General features: G+C 70.7%; 19 protein-coding genes and 1 pseudogene. 13 read left to right on the top strand and 7 right to left on the bottom strand.

The features are described 5' to 3' along the window. Positions 1-19: 19 nt before the first annotated feature. The 4 genes from ACGFRG_RS14555 to ACGFRG_RS14540 all read left to right on the top strand — a co-directional run bounded on the left by ACGFRG_RS14555 (position 20) and on the right by ACGFRG_RS14540 (position 3,346). Positions 20-625, top strand: coding sequence for a hypothetical protein (locus ACGFRG_RS14555; RefSeq protein WP_393263915.1), 606 nt, complete (start codon positions 20-22; stop codon positions 623-625). Then, on the top strand, positions 622-1,371 hold the full coding sequence (locus tag ACGFRG_RS14550) for an ANTAR domain-containing protein (protein WP_393263913.1): 750 nt from the start codon (positions 622-624) through the stop codon (positions 1,369-1,371). Before ACGFRG_RS14555 ends, ACGFRG_RS14550 begins: the two co-directional genes overlap by 4 nt. A gap of 89 nt (positions 1,372-1,460) precedes the next feature. After that, on the top strand, positions 1,461-2,177 hold the full coding sequence (locus ACGFRG_RS14545) for a GAF and ANTAR domain-containing protein (RefSeq protein ID WP_361424850.1): 717 nt from the start codon (positions 1,461-1,463) through the stop codon (positions 2,175-2,177). Between the two features lie 65 nt (positions 2,178-2,242). After that, the gene (locus tag ACGFRG_RS14540; RefSeq protein WP_393263911.1) at positions 2,243-3,346 is read left to right on the top strand and encodes a GAF domain-containing protein; all 1,104 of its coding nucleotides are present in this window, start codon (positions 2,243-2,245) and stop codon (positions 3,344-3,346) included. Positions 3,347-3,404: 58 nt separating this feature from the next. On the opposite strand, the gene ACGFRG_RS14535 is transcribed toward ACGFRG_RS14540, so the two are convergent. Both ACGFRG_RS14535 and ACGFRG_RS14530 read right to left on the bottom strand, forming a co-directional pair. After that, positions 3,405-3,572 (bottom strand): CsbD family protein, encoded by a 168-nt coding sequence (locus ACGFRG_RS14535; RefSeq protein WP_361424844.1) that lies wholly within the window; start codon positions 3,570-3,572, stop codon positions 3,405-3,407. Positions 3,573-4,253: 681 nt separating this feature from the next. Beyond that, on the bottom strand, positions 4,254-4,463 hold the full coding sequence (locus ACGFRG_RS14530; RefSeq protein WP_393263909.1) for a hypothetical protein: 210 nt from the start codon (positions 4,461-4,463) through the stop codon (positions 4,254-4,256). A gap of 341 nt (positions 4,464-4,804) precedes the next feature. Here ACGFRG_RS14530 and ACGFRG_RS14525 point away from each other — a divergent pair, with 341 nt between their 5' ends. The 3 genes and pseudogenes from ACGFRG_RS14525 to ACGFRG_RS14515 all read left to right on the top strand — a co-directional run bounded on the left by ACGFRG_RS14525 (position 4,805) and on the right by ACGFRG_RS14515 (position 7,899). Continuing rightward, the gene (locus ACGFRG_RS14525; RefSeq protein ID WP_361424841.1) at positions 4,805-5,380 is read left to right on the top strand and encodes a DUF5994 family protein; all 576 of its coding nucleotides are present in this window, start codon (positions 4,805-4,807) and stop codon (positions 5,378-5,380) included. Positions 5,381-6,607: 1,227 nt separating this feature from the next. Continuing rightward, positions 6,608-6,799 (top strand): annotated as a pseudogene (locus tag ACGFRG_RS14520) (CorA family divalent cation transporter); the annotation flags it as partial. Between the two features lie 155 nt (positions 6,800-6,954). Continuing rightward, entirely contained in the window at positions 6,955-7,899 is a 945-nt protein-coding gene (locus tag ACGFRG_RS14515) for a maleylpyruvate isomerase N-terminal domain-containing protein (protein WP_393264397.1), read from the top strand. A gap of 384 nt (positions 7,900-8,283) precedes the next feature. Here the strand turns inward: ACGFRG_RS14515 and rpsR are convergent, their stop codons facing one another. From rpsR to rpmG, 4 genes are all read right to left on the bottom strand, one after another. Then, entirely contained in the window at positions 8,284-8,520 is a 237-nt protein-coding gene (rpsR, locus tag ACGFRG_RS14510) for a 30S ribosomal protein S18 (protein ID WP_393263907.1), read from the bottom strand. An 87-nt stretch (positions 8,521-8,607) separates the two neighbouring features. Beyond that, positions 8,608-9,759, bottom strand: a complete 1,152-nt coding sequence (locus tag ACGFRG_RS14505; protein ID WP_361424833.1) for a GTP-binding protein — start codon at positions 9,757-9,759, stop codon at positions 8,608-8,610. Beyond that, a complete protein-coding gene (locus tag ACGFRG_RS14500) occupies positions 9,759-10,004 on the bottom strand; it encodes a type B 50S ribosomal protein L31 (RefSeq protein ID WP_041132231.1) in 246 nt (81 codons plus the stop codon). Before ACGFRG_RS14500 ends, ACGFRG_RS14505 begins: the two co-directional genes overlap by 1 nt. 82 nt (positions 10,005-10,086) lie before the next feature. After that, positions 10,087-10,251: a 50S ribosomal protein L33 gene (rpmG, locus tag ACGFRG_RS14495; RefSeq protein WP_361424829.1), complete on the bottom strand. Its 165-nt coding sequence runs from the start codon at positions 10,249-10,251 to the stop codon at positions 10,087-10,089. Between the two features lie 84 nt (positions 10,252-10,335). Between rpmG and rpmB the strand changes: the two genes are divergently transcribed. The 5 genes from rpmB to ACGFRG_RS14470 all read left to right on the top strand — a co-directional run bounded on the left by rpmB (position 10,336) and on the right by ACGFRG_RS14470 (position 13,001). Then, positions 10,336-10,572 (top strand): 50S ribosomal protein L28, encoded by a 237-nt coding sequence (rpmB, locus tag ACGFRG_RS14490; RefSeq protein WP_361424826.1) that lies wholly within the window; start codon positions 10,336-10,338, stop codon positions 10,570-10,572. Beyond that, complete coding sequence (gene rpsN, locus ACGFRG_RS14485; protein ID WP_393263904.1) at positions 10,572-10,877, top strand: 30S ribosomal protein S14; 306 nt, start codon at positions 10,572-10,574, stop codon at positions 10,875-10,877. The genes rpmB and rpsN overlap by 1 nt, the downstream gene beginning before the upstream one ends. Positions 10,878-11,255: 378 nt before the next feature. Further along, positions 11,256-11,426 carry a 50S ribosomal protein L32 gene (gene rpmF, locus ACGFRG_RS14480; protein WP_361424820.1) on the top strand — a complete coding sequence of 57 codons (171 nt, stop codon included), beginning with the start codon at positions 11,256-11,258 and terminating at the stop codon, positions 11,424-11,426. A gap of 4 nt (positions 11,427-11,430) precedes the next feature. Next, positions 11,431-12,591, top strand: coding sequence for a GTP-binding protein (locus ACGFRG_RS14475; protein WP_393263902.1), 1,161 nt, complete (start codon positions 11,431-11,433; stop codon positions 12,589-12,591). 161 nt (positions 12,592-12,752) lie between these two features. Further along, complete coding sequence (locus tag ACGFRG_RS14470; RefSeq protein ID WP_393263900.1) at positions 12,753-13,001, top strand: hypothetical protein; 249 nt, start codon at positions 12,753-12,755, stop codon at positions 12,999-13,001. Positions 13,002-13,072: 71 nt separating this feature from the next. Here the strand turns inward: ACGFRG_RS14470 and ACGFRG_RS14465 are convergent, their stop codons facing one another. Then, the gene (locus tag ACGFRG_RS14465) at positions 13,073-14,710 is read right to left on the bottom strand and encodes a class I adenylate-forming enzyme family protein (RefSeq protein WP_393263898.1); all 1,638 of its coding nucleotides are present in this window, start codon (positions 14,708-14,710) and stop codon (positions 13,073-13,075) included. 334 nt (positions 14,711-15,044) lie between these two features. Here ACGFRG_RS14465 and ACGFRG_RS14460 point away from each other — a divergent pair, with 334 nt between their 5' ends. Continuing rightward, on the top strand, positions 15,045-16,376 hold the full coding sequence (locus ACGFRG_RS14460) for a phosphatase PAP2 family protein (RefSeq protein ID WP_393263896.1): 1,332 nt from the start codon (positions 15,045-15,047) through the stop codon (positions 16,374-16,376). Positions 16,377-16,378: the final 2 nt, after the last annotated feature.

Below are 16,378 nucleotides of genomic sequence, written 5' to 3'. Positions count from 1 at the left end.
GAAAGACGACCCGTACCTCATGGCCGCGGTGCGGCTGCTCCGGGTGAGCCGCCGGCGGGCCCAGGACTTGAGAGAGGACCTGGCGGATCTCTGCACGGAGTCCTGCGAGACGACGACCGGCGAGAAGTACCGCAGCCTCCGGCGGACGGGTTTCCTGCGTCGCCTCGCCGCCGACATCCGGCGACCGGGGTTCGCTCTCGTGATCGCGGAGACCGACTGCCTGGTGGGGTGTGCCTTCGGGTTCCCCGTTCCATGCGACGGCCGGTGGTGGTTCGGGTTCGACGGAACGCTCCCATACGACGTCGAGCAACTCACCGCCTCCGGCGACGTCTTCGCGATCTCCAAGATCCTGGTCCGCCCGCACCGTGTGGGTCAGGAGTTGGCCTGCCGACTGCAGGAACGGCTCCTGACCGGCCGCCGGGCATCGCTCGGCGCGGCCTTGGTGGACCCGGCCGACCTGCCGACCCTCGCCAGCCTCCGGTCCGCAGGCTGGCAGGACATCGGGGCGGTGTGGCACCCGACCGGTCCACCGCCGCTCCGGGCTCTGATTCTCCGCTTCGCGAAACGAACCTTCGTAAGGCCGACGGAACCTCCACACCCCAGCTGGAACCGGAGGGCCGCGTGACGCCCAACAGCCGGTCGTCCCGGATCCAGGCGCTCGTCGCCCAGCAGGCGGCCCTGCGCGATGCTCGGGTCGGGGTCGTGGACGTGTGCACCGCTGCGGTCGCCAAGCTGCCGGTCAGCGGCGCCGGCCTGTCCGCGATGTTCCCGCACACGGCCAGTCATCCACTGTGCAGCACCGACGAGATCAGTGAACGGCTTGAGGAACTCCAGCTCACCCTGGGTGAGGGACCGTGCGTGGATGCCTTCGCCCACGGCTCGGCGATCCTGACGCCCGACCTGCTCGCCAGTGAACTCCAGGACTGCTGGCCGGTGTTCGCTGACGCGGCCCTGGAGGCGGGCGCGCGGGCGGTCTTCGCGCTCCCCTTGCAGATCGGGGCGATCAGCCCGGGGGTCCTTGACCTGTACGCCGGGGTGCCGGTCGAGCTGGGCACCGAGGCGCTCGCCGACGCCCTGGCCTTCGCCGACACCGCGACGCTGCTCCTGCTCGACGCCCGGATCGACGAGTCCGGCGATACGGGGACAGTGAGGCGCCGTGACGACCTGGGCGCGTACCGGGCCGAGATCGACCAGGCCACCGGCGTGCTCACGGTTCAGCTCGGCGTCGGGATCGAGGAGGCGTTCATCCGGCTGCGCGCGCACGCCTTCGCCCACGGACACCGGCTCGCCGACGTGGCCTCCGACATAGTCGCCCACCGCCTGCGCTTCTCCCCGGACATGGAGCCGAAGCGGACCGAGGAGGGCCGATGAGGACGACCGGTTCCCTCGCACGGCCCACTGAATTACCCACGTTTCCCGGCACGTTCGGGCGCAGCCGACCTCCATCAAGGGTGTAGACGATGAATGAGCGACTCCTGGCCAAGACCCTTGTCGAGCTGGCGGACAACCTGGTCGCCGACTTCGACCTGATCGACTTCCTGCGCCTGCTCACCGACCGCTGCGTCGGGATGCTCGGCGCGAGCGCCGCAGGCGTCCTGCTCGCGGACCGCGACGGCGAACTCCGCGTCATGGCCGCCTCCGACGAACAAGTACGCCTCCTCGAACTCTTCCAGCTCCAGAACGACGAAGGCCCCTGCCTGGACTGCTACCGCACGGGAACACCAGTGGCTGTCCCCGACCTGCGTACGGAGACCGACCGCTGGCCACGCTTCACCACACAGGCCGGGCACCACGGATTCGGGGCAGTCCAGGCCCTCCCCATGCGCCTGCGCGACGAAGTCGTCGGCGCCCTCAACCTCTTCCACACCGACCCCGGGCCCTTCGACCCGGGCAGCACCTCCATCGCCCAGGCCCTGGCCGACGTCGCCACCATCAGCCTCCTCCAACAACGCTCCACCCACCGCAGCACCGTCCTCAACGAACAACTCCAGACCGCCCTCAACAGCCGCATCCTGATCGAACAGGCCAAAGGCAAACTCGCCGAACGCCACGGCATCGACATGGAACAGGCATTCACCGCCCTGCGCGGCTACGCCCGCGCCCACAACCGCCGCCTGTCCGACATCGCCCGCGCTTTCGTCGACGACTCCGAACCCCTGGTCGGACTGGTGGTCTGACCGTCCCCGCCAGCCGTCCATGGGCGCAAGCCCGCTGCACGAGAGCACAGGGGGTGCCGGCCCGGTTGGAAGCCGACGGAACACCACGGCCCGAGGAATTACCGGACCCGCCGCGCGCCGGGCCTGCGCCGGAGCAGGAGGCCCGGCGCATCGAAGCCGTACGCCGCTACGACATCCCGGACACCCCGCCCGACGGGGCGTTCGACCGGATCGCCGCCCTGGCCGCCCGCCTCTTCGACACCCCGGTGGCGACGGTGACGATCATCGACGCCGACCCGGTCTGGTTCAAAGCCGCGTACGGACTGGAGGGGGTCACCCAGACCGGCCGGGATCCGGGGCTGTGCACCTCGGCGATCCTCACCGACGAGCCCCTGGTCATCCCCGACACCCTCCACGATGCGGCCGCCCGTGCCAACGCCCTGGTCACCGGCCCGATGCGGGTGCGCTTCTACGCCGCCGCGCCCATCACCACCCACGACGGGCACCGACTGGGCACCGTCGACGTCCTGGACACCCGGTCGCGCCGGATCGCGCCCGAACAGACCGCTGCCCTGACCGATCTGGCCGCGCTGGTCATGGACCAGCTCGAACTGCGGCTCTCCGCACTGCGCATGCTGCGCGTGGAGCGGGAACTGGTGGACGTCGAGCATGCCGCGCGGGAGCGGGCCGAGCGGGACCGGGCGGAGATCGCCTCGTACGCCGCCCTGCTGTCGCACCCCACTGCCGACAGCCGCTTCTGCACCCTGGCCCCCGACCCCGCCCACGGCTTCACCATCACCATGACGGGCGGCGGCCACCCGTCCGTCTTCCACCTCCAGCCGGTCCGGCGCGACGGGCCTGCCCGCGCGGCGCGGGTGGACCTCACCGGGGGCATGCTCATCGGCGTTCTGCCCGACGTGTCCATCGCCTCCCGCAGCTCCCACGGCGCACGGTTCGACGAGACCGGGCTCGCCGCCCACCTCACCCACCACGCCGCCGCCAACACGGCACTCGGCGCCGCCGCGATCATCGACGACCTGACCTCGCTCCTGGCAACCTTCCCCGTCGGCCCCGCGGACGACGTGGCCCTCCTCTCTCTCGGCGCCGCCCCCACCACGCCCGGCCGGACACCGGCCGCCGCATCGGGCACGACCCGCGCCAGCACGCCCCTGGAGGAAGAGGGCACCTGATGGCGCCGACCACCTGTTGAGCGTGCCGTGACCGGGGGCGGCCTGCTGATGGCCGCCGTCAGTGCTTGAAGGCGTCCTTGACCTGCTCGCCGGACTGCTTGAGGTTCCCGGCAACACGGTCCGCCCTGCCCTCGCGCCGCAGGCGCCGGTTTCCGGTGGCTCGGCCGACGTACTCCTTGATCCTGCCGGTGACCGTCTGCGTGCGGTTCCTGATCGTGCGTCCCATGTTCATGACAGTCCTCGTCGTTGTCGCCTGAAGGGGCACCTGCGCGGTGCGCCCGAATATCTGCCGCCGTTGCCGCGAGCCGGGCCCCGGCGGCCTTGTGAAGGATTACCGGTGGCTGCGGCTGAAGCACCGTCCGCCACCGCCGCGTCCGCGCACTGGCCACGACGGGTCGCAGCACTGCAACGTCAAGCTCCGCGATCACGACGGACGGCGAACCGCTCCCCGCCACGATGCGACGCGCCCTGCGCCATGCGCGGCGCCGCCACCCGGCCGCAGAGCGAAGATGAGCGGTGAACCGGCGGCGCCGGGGGCTGTGTCTCCAACCTTCCGGCGCCTTCGTCCCGGGCATGCCTGCCGGACACCGGGCGAGTAGCCCGAACCTCGAACTTCACACTCCGGCACAGCAGTTGTTCCCGCATCTGGTCTCGGCCCGGTCCGGAGAACGGCGCCCAGGACTGTGCTGGCGAACAGACACCCCGGATCCCGACGCCTCGCTGACCAGTGCCGCGATACCTGCCGGGGACGGGGCTTCCGTCTGATGTCCGGCGCATCCCGTGGAGGGGGACCGGCCGAGCGCCGTACCTGGAACTCAGGTTACGGACCGGCCTTCCGTTCCCTCCTCTCCCACGTGCCCCGCGCCAGGGACATCGGCAGGTACAGCATCGGCACGCCGGAAGCGGTCTACGCGGACACCAGCACTGACGACCCGGCCACGGCCACCGTCCGGATGGCCTGCCCACCCGGCACCACCTTGTCTTCGTCCCCCTGGACATCGCGACGGTCGGGCCGGGCCAGATCAAGATCGCCTACGACAAGGCGCCGACAAAGGGCCGCCGCTCGATCGGCATGGACGTCCTGCCCGTCGAACAGGAGGAAGCGGTCTTCCGGCACTACGGCCGCCCCACAAGCAGGGCGCAGGCGGCGAACGCCGGCTCACCCGCCGTTGACCGCCTGACCGGTCGCCGTGGCCGTCGACCCGGCCGTCACCTTCGCCTACGTCACCGATCAGGGCGCCAACTCGGTCCCGGAGATCAACACAAGCACCAACGCAGTGACATCTCGATGACGAACCGAACCTCGGTGCCCCAGCCGGTCCTTTGGCCCTTGCCTGGGAGTACGCTGGAGACACCGAGAGCACTTCGCACCCCGGCCACAGCGTCGGCGTCGTTCTCGGCGAGCAACAACACCCGGGCCGCTGTCCACGAATGGCGACCCGGAGACGGGTTCGCGCCATGTCCGCGACCACTGACCTCCTTCTGGCGCAGCGCGATCCCCCCGCAGCTTCGAACGTCCGCCTTGCGCTCAAGCCCGCGGGCGCCTCCCGTGGGCTCCTGGACGGGGCCTGGTGGCCACGCTCCCGCGATCTGCTGCGTGAACTTCCCGCGCTGATCGACGTACTCGACCCCCTGTGGGGCCGGATCACCCGCATCGCCGTCAACCCTGAGCACTGGCCCGTCATCCCCCGCAAGATCCCCGTCACCGGACACGTGGTGAAGGCCGGCTGGTTCACCGAGCAGGACCCGCACAAACTCCTGGTGCTGTCCTACGGAGTCGACCGCTGGGACCTTCTCGTCATCCCGCCGCAGACCATCGCCGCCGCGGCCGCCCGGCTGATGGCCGCCGCGAGCGACCCCGCGGGCCTGGCCCTGACCGCGAGCGCGCTCATCGCGGGCGACGAAGCCCTGCACGGCGCCTCAGCAGCCGACCGACTGCGGGGCTTCGAAGAAGCATGGGAGCACGAGGGCGGTACCTCCTCGGCCTACGCCGCCGTGCCGGCCCGCCCCGATCGCCTCCTGGTGGGGATGTGACCGCCATGACCACGGCCCTGACCATCGTCATCACGCTGCTCCTGATAGTCGGAGCGGCACGCATGATCCACCTGCTCAACGCACAGCACTCCGAGAGGATCGCGCTGCACCACTACGGCCGCTTCCACCCCGGTGGCCGAGGTGCTCGCAGCGGTCCTGCACGACCGGTCCCCGGCCGGGCCCGCCGCGACCAGGGTGAGGGGCCGCGGACAGTTCCGCCCGCGGCACCGCGACACCAGGAGCACTGCCGTTGATCCGCGCCCCGTCCCCGGAACCCGTCAGCGGCGCCTCTGATGAGCACGACCGGTGAACTGAGCGCGTTCCTCAACAGGGATTCCGCGGCCGCTGCACTGCCGCCGAGACCGCACCCGGTCGACCTCGCCAAGACCGCCCACGCCCCAGGGCCGAACAACAAACCCGGCCCGATCCCGCAATATCCGAGGCGCTTGTCGTCAATGGCCGTCGCGAAGATGTTCGAGAGGGTCGTCAGGATCTGCCGGGCATAGCGGGGCGCGCACTCGCCTTCGAGCGTGGCGATGCAACCGCGCAGGACGGTCGCCGAGATGTCCCTCGGACCCACCGTGCCGAGGTGCGGAAGGATGTGAAAGCGTACGCGCTCGTCGACGCGTTTGACCGTGCCCGGCGCACCCTCCGTCCAGAAGAGGGTGTGCCGGGTGCGTGATGGAAGGGTCACGTGGGTCGACGAACTCACCGCGTTCGCTGTCGGTTCCGGCCCTGCCCAGCCACGCCTTGGCGTCCTCCAGCGTGTCGAACGACATGGTCCGCTCGCCGGGGATTCCGGCGACGCGGTACCGCAAGCCCTTCCCGTAGCGGGTGGTGCGCTCCCGCTTGCCGCTGGTGGGGTCCTTCTTGAGGCAGCCCACTGCCGCGAAGCTGGAAAAATGCGCTCATCGGATCCACCCGATGTACGACGCCGGCAGAGGCATGCGCCCACGCACGACACGTAGCGGACGCCCACCGGTACGGTTACGCCGAGTTTCACAGGAACCCTCGTGAAGCGCCTGGTTGCGACAGCGCTTACAGGCGTCCGAAGCGCTGCCGAGGCGACCTCCCTGGGGAGAATCAGGGGAGTTTCCGCGCCGCCGGGGAGCGCGTGGGGAGTATCAGCTACATAAAACCGCACGAAGCTGAAAGCCCCCGAAAGATCTTCCTGCACAGGCCAGAGTGCCTGCCGGGGTCAAACCCCCAGGTCAACGAGGTGCACCAGAGGTTTTCAAGAAGATCTCGTCTTGGGCGGCGATTCTGTTTGCGCCGACGTTGGTGGGAACGATCTACGGCATGAACTTCCGCAAGATGCCCGAGCTGAGCTGGGGGTTCGGGTATCCGTTCGCGATCGGGCTGATGGCGCTGGTGTGCGTGAGCCTGTACTTCATCTTCAAGCGGCGGGATTGGCTGTAGCGGCAAGCCGGACCGAGTGACCAGCTCCACGGCGAAGAGCCTCGTGCGGCGCTCGCCGCTGCTGCTAGAGGGCGCTGATTGCTGGGAGTGACTTCGTGGGGCAAGCAGCGAGTGGGTAGCGGGCCCGGGTAGGTGCGCTGGGGCTCTTGGCTCAGGTGGTAGGTCCAGTAGCGGTCGACGTCGCCGTTGGCGGGCAGTGCGTTGAGTTTCAGGGCGGCTTCGGAGCCGGTGATTCGCCCGGCCGTCGACGCGTTCGTCCGACAAATTCGCTACCCGGCGGTCGGAGCGCCGCGATACACAACCGACGTGCAAAAAATCTTGGAGTTCCCGAGGTCCTGCGGCTGATCGAGGACCGCTCGGCCGCGTTCCGCGCTGCGATCGCGTCCGCCACCGACCTTGACGTCCAGGTCCCGAGCTGCCCGGACTGGACGCTGCGCGAACTGGCGCAGCACCTCGGCGACGGCCGCCGTCGCCAGGCCGCCATCGCCGCGGCGGGCCCGGGCGCTGAGCCGCCGGCGAAGACGGACCCGAAGGGCGCCCCGACGGCGCCCCGCGACCGCGAAGCCCTGGACGCCTGGCTCGCCGAGTCGACCGAGCTCATGCTCGACGCGCTGTGCGAGGCCGGCCCGGACCGCGGCTGCTGGACCTGGTGGGGCCGCTCGCGGGCCCCGCAGACCAGCGGAGCCCTGGCCCGGCACCAGATCCAGGAGTTCGCCGTCCACACCTACGACGTCCAGCTCACCCAGGGGGCCGCACAGCCGCTGCCGACGGAGGTCGCGGTAGAGGGTGTCGACGAGTTCCTGACGACCGTCTCGGCGACGACCGTCCCCTGGCCGTTCACGCCGGCGGCCGTCGACCTGCACGCGACCGAGGGCCGCTCCTGGCGCCTGACCCTCGACGCCGACGGCGTCCGCTGCGGCGACCTCGCCGCCGACGCGGAGCCGGGCGACCTGGCGATGCGAGGCGCAGCGAGCGAACTGGTCCTCTACTTCTCACGCGCGCGTCCCGCTCGACGGCCTGGAGAACACCGGCGACACCACGCCGATGGAACAGCTCGCAGACTGGGACCCGAACGCGTAGAACAGAACGCGCACTTGTGATGCATCCGCCGGTGGTGCGCGCACTCCTGCGGGCGCCACCGGGCCCGCGGTTGCGGACATCGCGCGGCCGCGGGCAGGCTGCGGGCCTGCTGTGTCGCTCGTCCGCTGGACGCCACGGACCCGAACCGCCGCTCCGGCCACGGCCCGGCGGACACTGCGACGACTACGGCCCCGACCGGCGGCGAGCCACCGTGCCGGTGCTCGCTCGGCGCCGCCGCCGCTCCGAGTCGATCCTTCGCGCTATGCGGGTCACGGTGGTGCCGTCGCCCCCGCCCGCCGCGCCCCGCCCGCCGCGCCCCTCCCTCTTCGTCCGCCGCGGTGCGGCGAACGCGGCCGGCGCGGGCGGGCGCGCGTCGGCCGACGGTCGTCATGTTCATCCGGACCTCAGCGGCTCGAATACGGCAGCAGGGCCATCTCCCGGGCGTTCTTGATGGCGGTGGCGAGGGCGCGCTGCTGCTGGGCGGTCACTCGGGTGACACGTCGGCTGCGGATCTTGCCGCGGTCGGAGATGAACTTCCGGAGCAGGTCCGTGTCTTTGTAGTCGATGTAGGTGATACCGGCCTCGTCGAGCGGGTTGGGCCGGGACTTCACGGGCTTGCGGGGGTCGGGGCGTCGGGCCATGGCGGCGTCTCCTCGGGGTGGGCGTTTCGGTTTCGGGAGGGGATCAGGCGGTCGGGAGGGGATCAGGAGGTATCGAGCGGGAGGGGATCAGGCGCTGTCGAGCAGGGAGTCGAAGGCTGCGGGCAGGTGCTTCCACTCCTCGCGCCCCGCCTCGTATTCGGCGTCCGTCAACAGGCAGGAGTCGAGGAGGCGTTCGAGCCCGTCCCGGTCGAGACCGGGCGAGGTGAAGACGAGGTGCTGGCATGAGTCGCCGTGCTCGGGGTGCCAGTCGAGGGCTGCTGCCGCGCGGCGCAGGGGCGGGACCATCTCCCAGGCGGCGTCCGGCAGGGACGCCAGCCAGGGGCCCGCGTTCTCCACACACAGCGCTCCGCCGGCCGCATCCCAGGCGAGCATGCTGTCGGGGCGGTCGGCGAGCCAGAACCGGCCGCGGCTGCGGGCGGCGGCGCAGCACAGGTCTTCGAGCGCCCGGTAGAGCCGTTCCGGGTGGAACGGCCGGTGGCGGCGCCAGACGAAGGTGGCGACGCCCGCCTCGTCGGCGTCCTGGGGCAGCAGCGCGCAGGCGGGGTGCTGGGCGGCTGCCGCGGCCTCGACGTCGAAGCCGGCGAACGCGGCTTCGGCGAGTTCGCCGGAACCGGCAGGCACACGCCGCGCGGTGGGATGGAGCTGCGCGAGGAGGGCGTGGTCCTCGTCGTCGGCCTCGTCGTTGTCGACGACGGCGAGGACGGGTGCGTACTCCAACTGCCGGGCCCAGGTGTCGCCGACCGTCCGCTGGTCGGTGGGGGCGGCGGCCAGGCCGGCCTCGGCGAGGTCGTCGCCGTTGCCCAGGCAGGGCAGGACTAGCGCGGGGTCCACGGCGGTGATCACGTTCGTCAGGGCCAGGCGGTCTCCGCCGTGTCCGGCGATGACCTCCGCCATGGCCTTCGGCTCGACCGAGTCCCACAGCTCGACCACGGCGAGGCGAGTCGGACCGCTGTCCGCCAGCCGCTCCAGTTCCGGGACCAGGTCCTCGCGCAGCGCACAGCACGCGCAGTCGTTGACCAGCGACGTCTCACCGCGGGAGACGGTGCCCGAGGCGTCGCGGACGAGGCGGAGCACGGTGCCGTCGGCCGCTCCGGCGAGGTCGTGGTGCAGTGCCACGCTCCCCGGAACGGTCCGCAGGAGTCGCTCGACGACCTCGTTGCGCGCCTCGGCGTGCAGCCCGGCGACGATCACGACGGGGAGCCGATGGTCGCCGCCCATCAGCGGGCCCCGTAGCGGCGCTGGAACTTCTCGACGCGGCCGGCCGTGTCGAGGACCCGCGCCGTGCCCGTGTAGAAGGGGTGACTCGCCGAGGAGATCTCCACGTCGACGACCGGGTAGGTGTTGCCGTCCTCCCACTCGACGGTCTTGTCGCTGGTCATCGTCGACCGGGTGAGAAAAGCGGTGCCGGAGGCGGAGTCGCGGAAGACGACGGGCTCATAGGCGGGGTGGATTCCGGGCTTCATGGCAGGACCTCTCGATGCTCTGGGGTCTGGCGGGGGTGCGGAGTCGGTGGGGTGGTCAGCGCTCTCAGCGGAAGCGGGCTGGTCAGCGCTCTTCGCGGAAGTCGACGTGCCGGCGGGCCACGGGGTCGTACTTGCGCAGCACCAGGCGGTCGGGGTCGTTGCGCCGGTTCTTGCGCGTCACGTAGGTGAACCCGGTGCCCGCGGTGGAGCGGAGCTTGATGATCGGGCGGATCTCGGTGCGTGCCATGGGGCTAGTATATGGCAACGGTTTTCATTTCCAATACCGTACCCTTGGCACCATGCCCAGCCAGCGAGAAAGGCGGCAGCACCCATGTCGGCCCACTGCCAACTAACCGGCGCCAAGCCGGGATTCGGCAACACCATCTCCCACTCCCACCGGCGCACCCCGCGCCGTTTCGACCCGAACATCCAGCACAAGCGCTACTGGCTGCCCAGCGAGGGGCGGCACGTCCGGCTCACCCTGAGCACCAAGGCGATCAAGACAGTGGACGCGATCGGCATCGAGGCCGCCGTGGCGCGCATCCGCGCACGAGGAGGGAAGGTCTGATGGCGAAGCAAAGCAAGATCGCGAAGAACGAGAAGCGCAAGGAGATCGTCGAGCGGTACGCCACCCGGCGGGCCGAGCTCAAGCGGATCATCCGCCGACCGGCCTCCACTCCGGCCGAGCGGGACGCGGCCCTCGCGGAGCTGCGGCGCCAGCCGCGCGACGCCAGCGCCACGCGCGTACGCAACCGCGACAGCGTGGACGGCCGCCCGCGCGGCTACCTGCGCAAGTTCGGACTTTCCCGCGTACGGGCACGCGAGCAGGCTCACGCCGGACTCCTGCCGGGAGTGACCAAGTCGTCCTGGTAGACGGGAAATCGACGGCACAGCCGGTACGGCCGGGCGGCCTCCCGGGCGCGTGAGCCATAGGCCGTCGCCCATGGATGCCGTGAGCGTTCCGGGTCGCTCTAGGCCGCGTGCGGAACCCTGCGGGCCCGCGAAGGGGGCTCGCGGGCTTCCGCACGCGGACACCCGAGAGGCTGAGCGTCACGCCGAAACCGGCTCGGCGCGCTCCCTCAGGGGCTCACCCCGCCACCTCGCGCTCGGCGCACTGCCGATCCGTGGGCACCCCTCGCCGGTCAACAGGGCCGAAACGGCCCTCAGTTCCGCCACGCACAGCAATATTGAGAATGGGATCCATTTTCATATAGCCTCTGCATGTCAGGAACCGGACCAAGGAGTCTCACGATGGCCGTCCCCAAGCGGAAGATGTCCCGCAGCAACACCCGCCACCGCCGCGCCCAGTGGAAGGCGAGCACGCCCCAACTGGTGCCGATCACCGTGGACGGCGTCGTCCACCAGGTCCCGCAGCGCCTGGTGAAGGCGTATGAGCGCGGCCTCATCCGCCCCGAGGGCTGAGCGCATGACGCCCACCGAGCGCCTGCCGGTCACGGTTCTCTCCGGATTCCTCGGAGCCGGGAAGACCACCCTCCTCAACCACGTGCTCGGCAACCGCGAAGGCCTGCGGGTCGCGGTCATCGTCAACGACATGAGCGAGGTCAACATCGACGCCGCGCTGGTGCGCGGCGGAGAACCGGCCCTGTTCCGCACCGAGGAGCGCCTGGTCGAGATGACCAACGGGTGCATCTGCTGCACCCTGCGCGACGACCTGCTGGAGGAGGTCGACCGGCTCGCCCGCGAGGGCCGCTTCGACTATCTGCTCATCGAGTCCAGCGGCATCTCCGAGCCCATGCCGGTGGCGGCCACCTTCTCCTTTCCCCGCGACGACGGGGCCACCCTGGGCGACCTCGCGCGCCTGGACACCATGGTGACCGTCGTGGACGCCGCGGGCTTCCTGCCGGAGCTCGACGGCGGGGACGAACTCGTCGCGCGCGGCCTCGACCAGTACGAGGACGACGAGCGCACCGTCAGCGATCTCCTCATGGACCAGGTCGAGTTCGCGGACGTCATCGTCCTCAACAAGCTCGACCTGGTCGGTCCGCAAGAGGCACAGAGGCTCCGCGCCACGCTGTCCCGGCTCAATCCGCAGGCGCGGATCGTCCCGGGCGTGCACGGACAGGTTCCTCTCGAACACGTCCTGGGCACGCGTCTGTTCGACGTCGAGCGGGCGCAGCAGGCCCCCGGCTGGGTGAAGGAACTCAACGGCGACCACGTGCCGGAGACCGAGGAGTACGGCATCTCCTCGCTCGTGTTCCGCTCCGACCTGCCCTTCCACCCCGGGCGTCTGTGGACCTTCGTCACCGAGGGGCTGGACAGCGGCGCCTTCGGGCGGGTCCTGCGCTCCAAGGGGTTCTTCCGGCTCGCCAGCCGCCCCCGGGTGACGGGGCTGTGGTCCCAGGCCGGCGCCGTCGCCCGGTTCGAACCGTCCGGCGCCCGCGGCCCGGAGACCGCACAGGGCCAGGAACTCGTCTTCATCGGCACCGGACTGCGCGCCGAGGCCCTGCGCGCCGCGCTGGACGCCTGCCTGCTGATGCCCGGTGAGGTCGTCCCCGCCGCCGACGACTTCCCCTCGTGGGAGACCTACGGCATCGAAGACGGCTGCGAGCACGAGCGGACGGCCTGAGACAGCGGCCCGACACACTCCGGGCCGGACGGTGGTCGCAGCCACGGCACCGTCCGGCCCGGCCTTTTTTCGTCAGGTCCGGTCAGTTGGAGCGGCAGTCCGGGCACAGACCGGTGAGTTCCACGGTGTGCTCGACCTCCGCGAACCCCGATGAGCCGGCGATGTGCTCCGCCCACGTCTCCACGGCGGCCGAGTCGATGGGCATGCTCATGCCGCAGGCTCGGCACAGCAGCAGGCTGATCCGCAGCAGGGCGCAGCCGGTCAGGGCGAGCAGCGCGGCGGGCCACTGCTACGTCACCAATGCCTATGCCAACAAGTGGATCTACGTCCGTATCGCGGGCACGAACACCGAAGGCTGGGTGGTCGGCGACAAATCCACCCTGGACGGCGGCACGCTCGCCCGCTGTTGAGACCGATCCGCGGGACGGATCGTCGGCGCGCCCTCCCAGCCGACGATCCGCTCACGCGGCGGCCGCGGCGACTACGGCCTGCTGAGCGCCCCGTTCGTCCACGCGGCGCGCAGCGCCTTCTTGTCCACCTTGCCGACCTTGGTCGTCGGCAGCTGGTCCAGCAGGACCGTCTTGCGGGGCGTGTACAGGTCGCCCAACTCGGCGGTCACCGCCGCGGCGACCACGTCCGGGTCGACATCGGCGCCCTCGGCCGTGGCGAGGAAGATCTGCACGGCCTCCCCGTACTCCTCGTCCGGTACGCCCAGCGCCGCCGCGTTGCGTACGCCGGGCAACGTGAGCAGGAAGTCCTCCAGGACACGGGAGTAGACGTTGTCGCTGGTGCTGCCGGTGACGATGATGTCCTTGGCCCGGTCGACGAGATAGAGGTACCCCTCGGCGTCGAGATAGCCGATGTCCCCGGTGCGCAGCCAGCCGCCGCGCAGGGCCTCCGCGGTGCGCTCCGGGTCCTCGTAGTAGCCGAGCATCACCGTCTCGCCCCGTACGCACACCTCGCCGACCTGCCGCACGGGCAGCGCCGCCGTGCTGTCCTCGGCATGGATCTCGATCTCGGTGTCGGCTATCGCGCGACCGCAGCTGCGCCAGAGCTCGGGCCGCCTCGCCCCCTCCGAGGCGAGGTCCTCCGCGCCGAACGCGGCGATGCCGAGCGCCTCCGACTGCCCGTAGCCCTGGCTGAGCACGGGCCCGAAGACGTCGACCGCCTGCTGGAGCCGGCTCGGCGACGTGGCCGCGCCGCCGACGACGATCCGCCGCAGCGCGGGGAGTCGGCCGGGCTCGCACTCCGGGTGGTCGAGAACCGCGTACAGCATGGGCGGTACGAACATGGTGGCGGTGATCCGCTCCTCCCGCATGACCGTCAGCGCCGCGCCCGGTTCGAACTCGGGCAGCACGACGAGGGCGGAGCCCGTCACCAGCGCCTGGATCGACGTGAGGTGGCCGCTGCCGTGCGTGAGCAGCGTGGAGACCAGCACCCGGTCCGTGGCCGGGTCCATGGCCGGGAAGAAGCCGGTGGACGGGGTGTCCTGCGAGGCGCCGTCCACCATGTCGACCACCACGTCGTACAGCGTGTGGCTGTGCGCGGCGAGCTTGGGACGGCCCAGGGTGCCGCCGGTGTAGAGGACGGTGACGGCCTCGTCCGCTCCCGGGGCGGGCACGTCGTCGGGGCGCACGTCGGGGCACTCGGCAGCCACGGCCAGCAGGTCCGTGCACGGCCGCTCGCAGGGCCCGAGGCTGAGCAGCACGGGTGCGTGGACGCTGCGGTCGGCCGCGTCGGCGGCCCGCCGCGCGAAGAGCGGGTCGGTGACCACGGCGCGCGCCCTGGACTGCTCGACCAGCGCGGCGAGCTCGCCGGGCCCCGGCTCGGGCGGCAGGAACACGACACGGCAGCCGATGAGATGGACCGCGAGCGTCACCAGCACGGAGTCCACACGGTTGGCCAGGAACAGCCCCACCCCGTCGCCGGGCGCGAGCCCCTGGCGGCGCAGCGCGTGCCCCAGAGCGAACAGCCGCCGCCGCGCCTCGCCCCGGGTCAGCCGCTGCTCACCCTGTACGAGCGCCTCGGCGTCCTCGTCCTTGTGCCAGTGCTCCAGGACGCGGTCCACGTAGGTCCGCGGCTCGGCTGTCGCCTGTGTTTCCTGTGTGTTAATGATCATGAACATATGCAAACATGCCACCGCGGAGCCATGGCTTCACAGGGGGGCAACTTCGGCCATCGGCCGCGGAGCGCTATGCCCCGGTCTGGGAGATCCACCCGTGCGGCAAGATCCACCACAGCCCGCGCACAGGCTGGGCGGTACCCGCGAAGCCACCCGAAACGCTCCAATGGCATGATCGACCTCTCGACACACCCGCATCACCCTTCCTTCACCGGAGCGGAGAACGACGCTGTGCCACACAAAGGGTGATCCACTCACATAGCATCCACACAAATCGGCAAAACAATTGATACCTACAGATTCACAGAGATTTCCGCGAATAAGCCGCAGAATGCAGCTCGCCCAGTGGCGTCGGCCACGCGTGATTCTGTGGGCCACGGCGGGTGTGGTGGCCTTCGGGTTCCTCATCACCGTGGAGATCGTCGCGCGTCGCTGCGCCGGCGTGCCGGGGCCGATCACCGCCCAGGCGCGAGAGCTGGTCTTCGCGCCCAAACCGGGGCCGCTGTACGGCGGTCTGGCGTTGATGATGGTGGTGCTCACCTGGCGGCAACGGTTCATCGCGCTGGGCGCCGCAATCGGCATCGACGTCGTCTTCGTCCTGGTGCGCTGGGCGGTGGACGCCAACGTGCCCGAGGGGCACTTCTTCGGCAATGGCGCGTTGTGGGCGATGCTGGGCTGTGCGGCCTTCGCGATCACCCGCCGCACCGGCCGGGAACGCGCCCTGCTGCTGAAGGGCGTCGGCCTGGGGCTGCTCCTGGTGACCGGCCGCAAGACCGGTGACACCTGGCTGCTCATCACGTCGAAGACCCGCCCGAACGTGCTCGACCCCTATGTGGCGACCGCCGATCACGCACTGGGCAACCCGTCGTGGGTGGCGGGCCGCATACTGAACTCCGCCGGACCGGTCGCCACCCATGTCCTCGCCTCGGTCTACGCCCAGCTCGCGGTGGCCGCGGTCGTCGTCGCCCTCTACCAGCTGCGCAACGTGGCGAGCGAGCGCCGCTTCCCGCGCCACCACCTGGTGCGCACCTTCCTGGTGATCGGCCTTCTCGGACCGGCCGTATACATGATCTTCCCGGTGGTCGGACCGGTCTTCGCCTACGGCCCGGGCGCCTCCGGCACCGGCGGCGTGCAGTGGGCGGTGGCCAACCTGTGGCCGCACACGCCGCCGCCGATCGGCGTCCCGCACGCGGTGCCGTACGACGGGATCACCCCGCGCAACTGCATGCCCAGCCTGCACACGGCGTGGGCCACCGCGATCTTCATCCACTCCCGCCAGGGCCCCCGCCTGCTGCGCTACGCGGGCACGTTCTGGCTGATCGCCACCCTCAGCGCCACGCTGGGCTTCGGCTATCACTACGGCGTGGACCTCGTCGCCGGTGTGGTGTTCTCCCTCACCGTCGAGACGGCCATGCGTACCTACGACCGAGGCTGGGACCGCTCGGGAGTCAAGCTGGTCGCCTACGGCACGGCGGTCTTCACCGCGCTCCTGTTGACGTACGGCTTCCTGCCGCTGGAAATGGCCCGACATCCGTGGGCGTTCGGCCCCCTCGTCATCCTGGCGGCGGCCTCGATGATCTACGGCTACGTACGGACCACCCAGCGCTGGGAACCGAAGGCGGCGCCGACGCTGCGAGCGGAGCCGCAGCCGGAACCGGTGTGAGC

Source organism: Streptomyces sp. NPDC048696, from assembly GCF_043198895.1.
Lineage (GTDB): Bacteria > Actinomycetota > Actinomycetes > Streptomycetales > Streptomycetaceae > Streptomyces.
The sequence above is the reverse complement of the archived record's forward strand: the minus strand, read 5'-3'. Positions and strand labels throughout refer to the sequence as shown.

Coding starts and splice junctions, on each gene's coding strand:
- ACGFRG_RS14555 (WP_393263915.1), top strand. CDS start 20: ATGGCCGCGGTGCGGCTGCTCCGGGTGAGCCGCCGGCGGGCCCAGGAC.
- ACGFRG_RS14545 (WP_361424850.1), top strand. CDS start 1,461: ATGAATGAGCGACTCCTGGCCAAGACCCTTGTCGAGCTGGCGGACAAC.
- ACGFRG_RS14535 (WP_361424844.1), bottom strand. CDS start 3,572: ATGGGACGCACGATCAGGAACCGCACGCAGACGGTCACCGGCAGGATC.
- ACGFRG_RS14525 (WP_361424841.1), top strand. CDS start 4,805: ATGTCCGCGACCACTGACCTCCTTCTGGCGCAGCGCGATCCCCCCGCA.
- rpsR (WP_393263907.1), bottom strand. CDS start 8,520: ATGGCCCGACGCCCCGACCCCCGCAAGCCCGTGAAGTCCCGGCCCAAC.
- ACGFRG_RS14505 (WP_361424833.1), bottom strand. CDS start 9,759: ATGGGCGGCGACCATCGGCTCCCCGTCGTGATCGTCGCCGGGCTGCAC.
- ACGFRG_RS14500 (WP_041132231.1), bottom strand. CDS start 10,004: ATGAAGCCCGGAATCCACCCCGCCTATGAGCCCGTCGTCTTCCGCGAC.
- rpmG (WP_361424829.1), bottom strand. CDS start 10,251: ATGGCACGCACCGAGATCCGCCCGATCATCAAGCTCCGCTCCACCGCG.
- rpmB (WP_361424826.1), top strand. CDS start 10,336: ATGTCGGCCCACTGCCAACTAACCGGCGCCAAGCCGGGATTCGGCAAC.
- rpsN (WP_393263904.1), top strand. CDS start 10,572: ATGGCGAAGCAAAGCAAGATCGCGAAGAACGAGAAGCGCAAGGAGATC.
- rpmF (WP_361424820.1), top strand. CDS start 11,256: ATGGCCGTCCCCAAGCGGAAGATGTCCCGCAGCAACACCCGCCACCGC.
- ACGFRG_RS14475 (WP_393263902.1), top strand. CDS start 11,431: ATGACGCCCACCGAGCGCCTGCCGGTCACGGTTCTCTCCGGATTCCTC.
- ACGFRG_RS14470 (WP_393263900.1), top strand. CDS start 12,753: ATGTGCTCCGCCCACGTCTCCACGGCGGCCGAGTCGATGGGCATGCTC.
- ACGFRG_RS14465 (WP_393263898.1), bottom strand. CDS start 14,710: ATGATCATTAACACACAGGAAACACAGGCGACAGCCGAGCCGCGGACC.
- ACGFRG_RS14460 (WP_393263896.1), top strand. CDS start 15,045: ATGCAGCTCGCCCAGTGGCGTCGGCCACGCGTGATTCTGTGGGCCACG.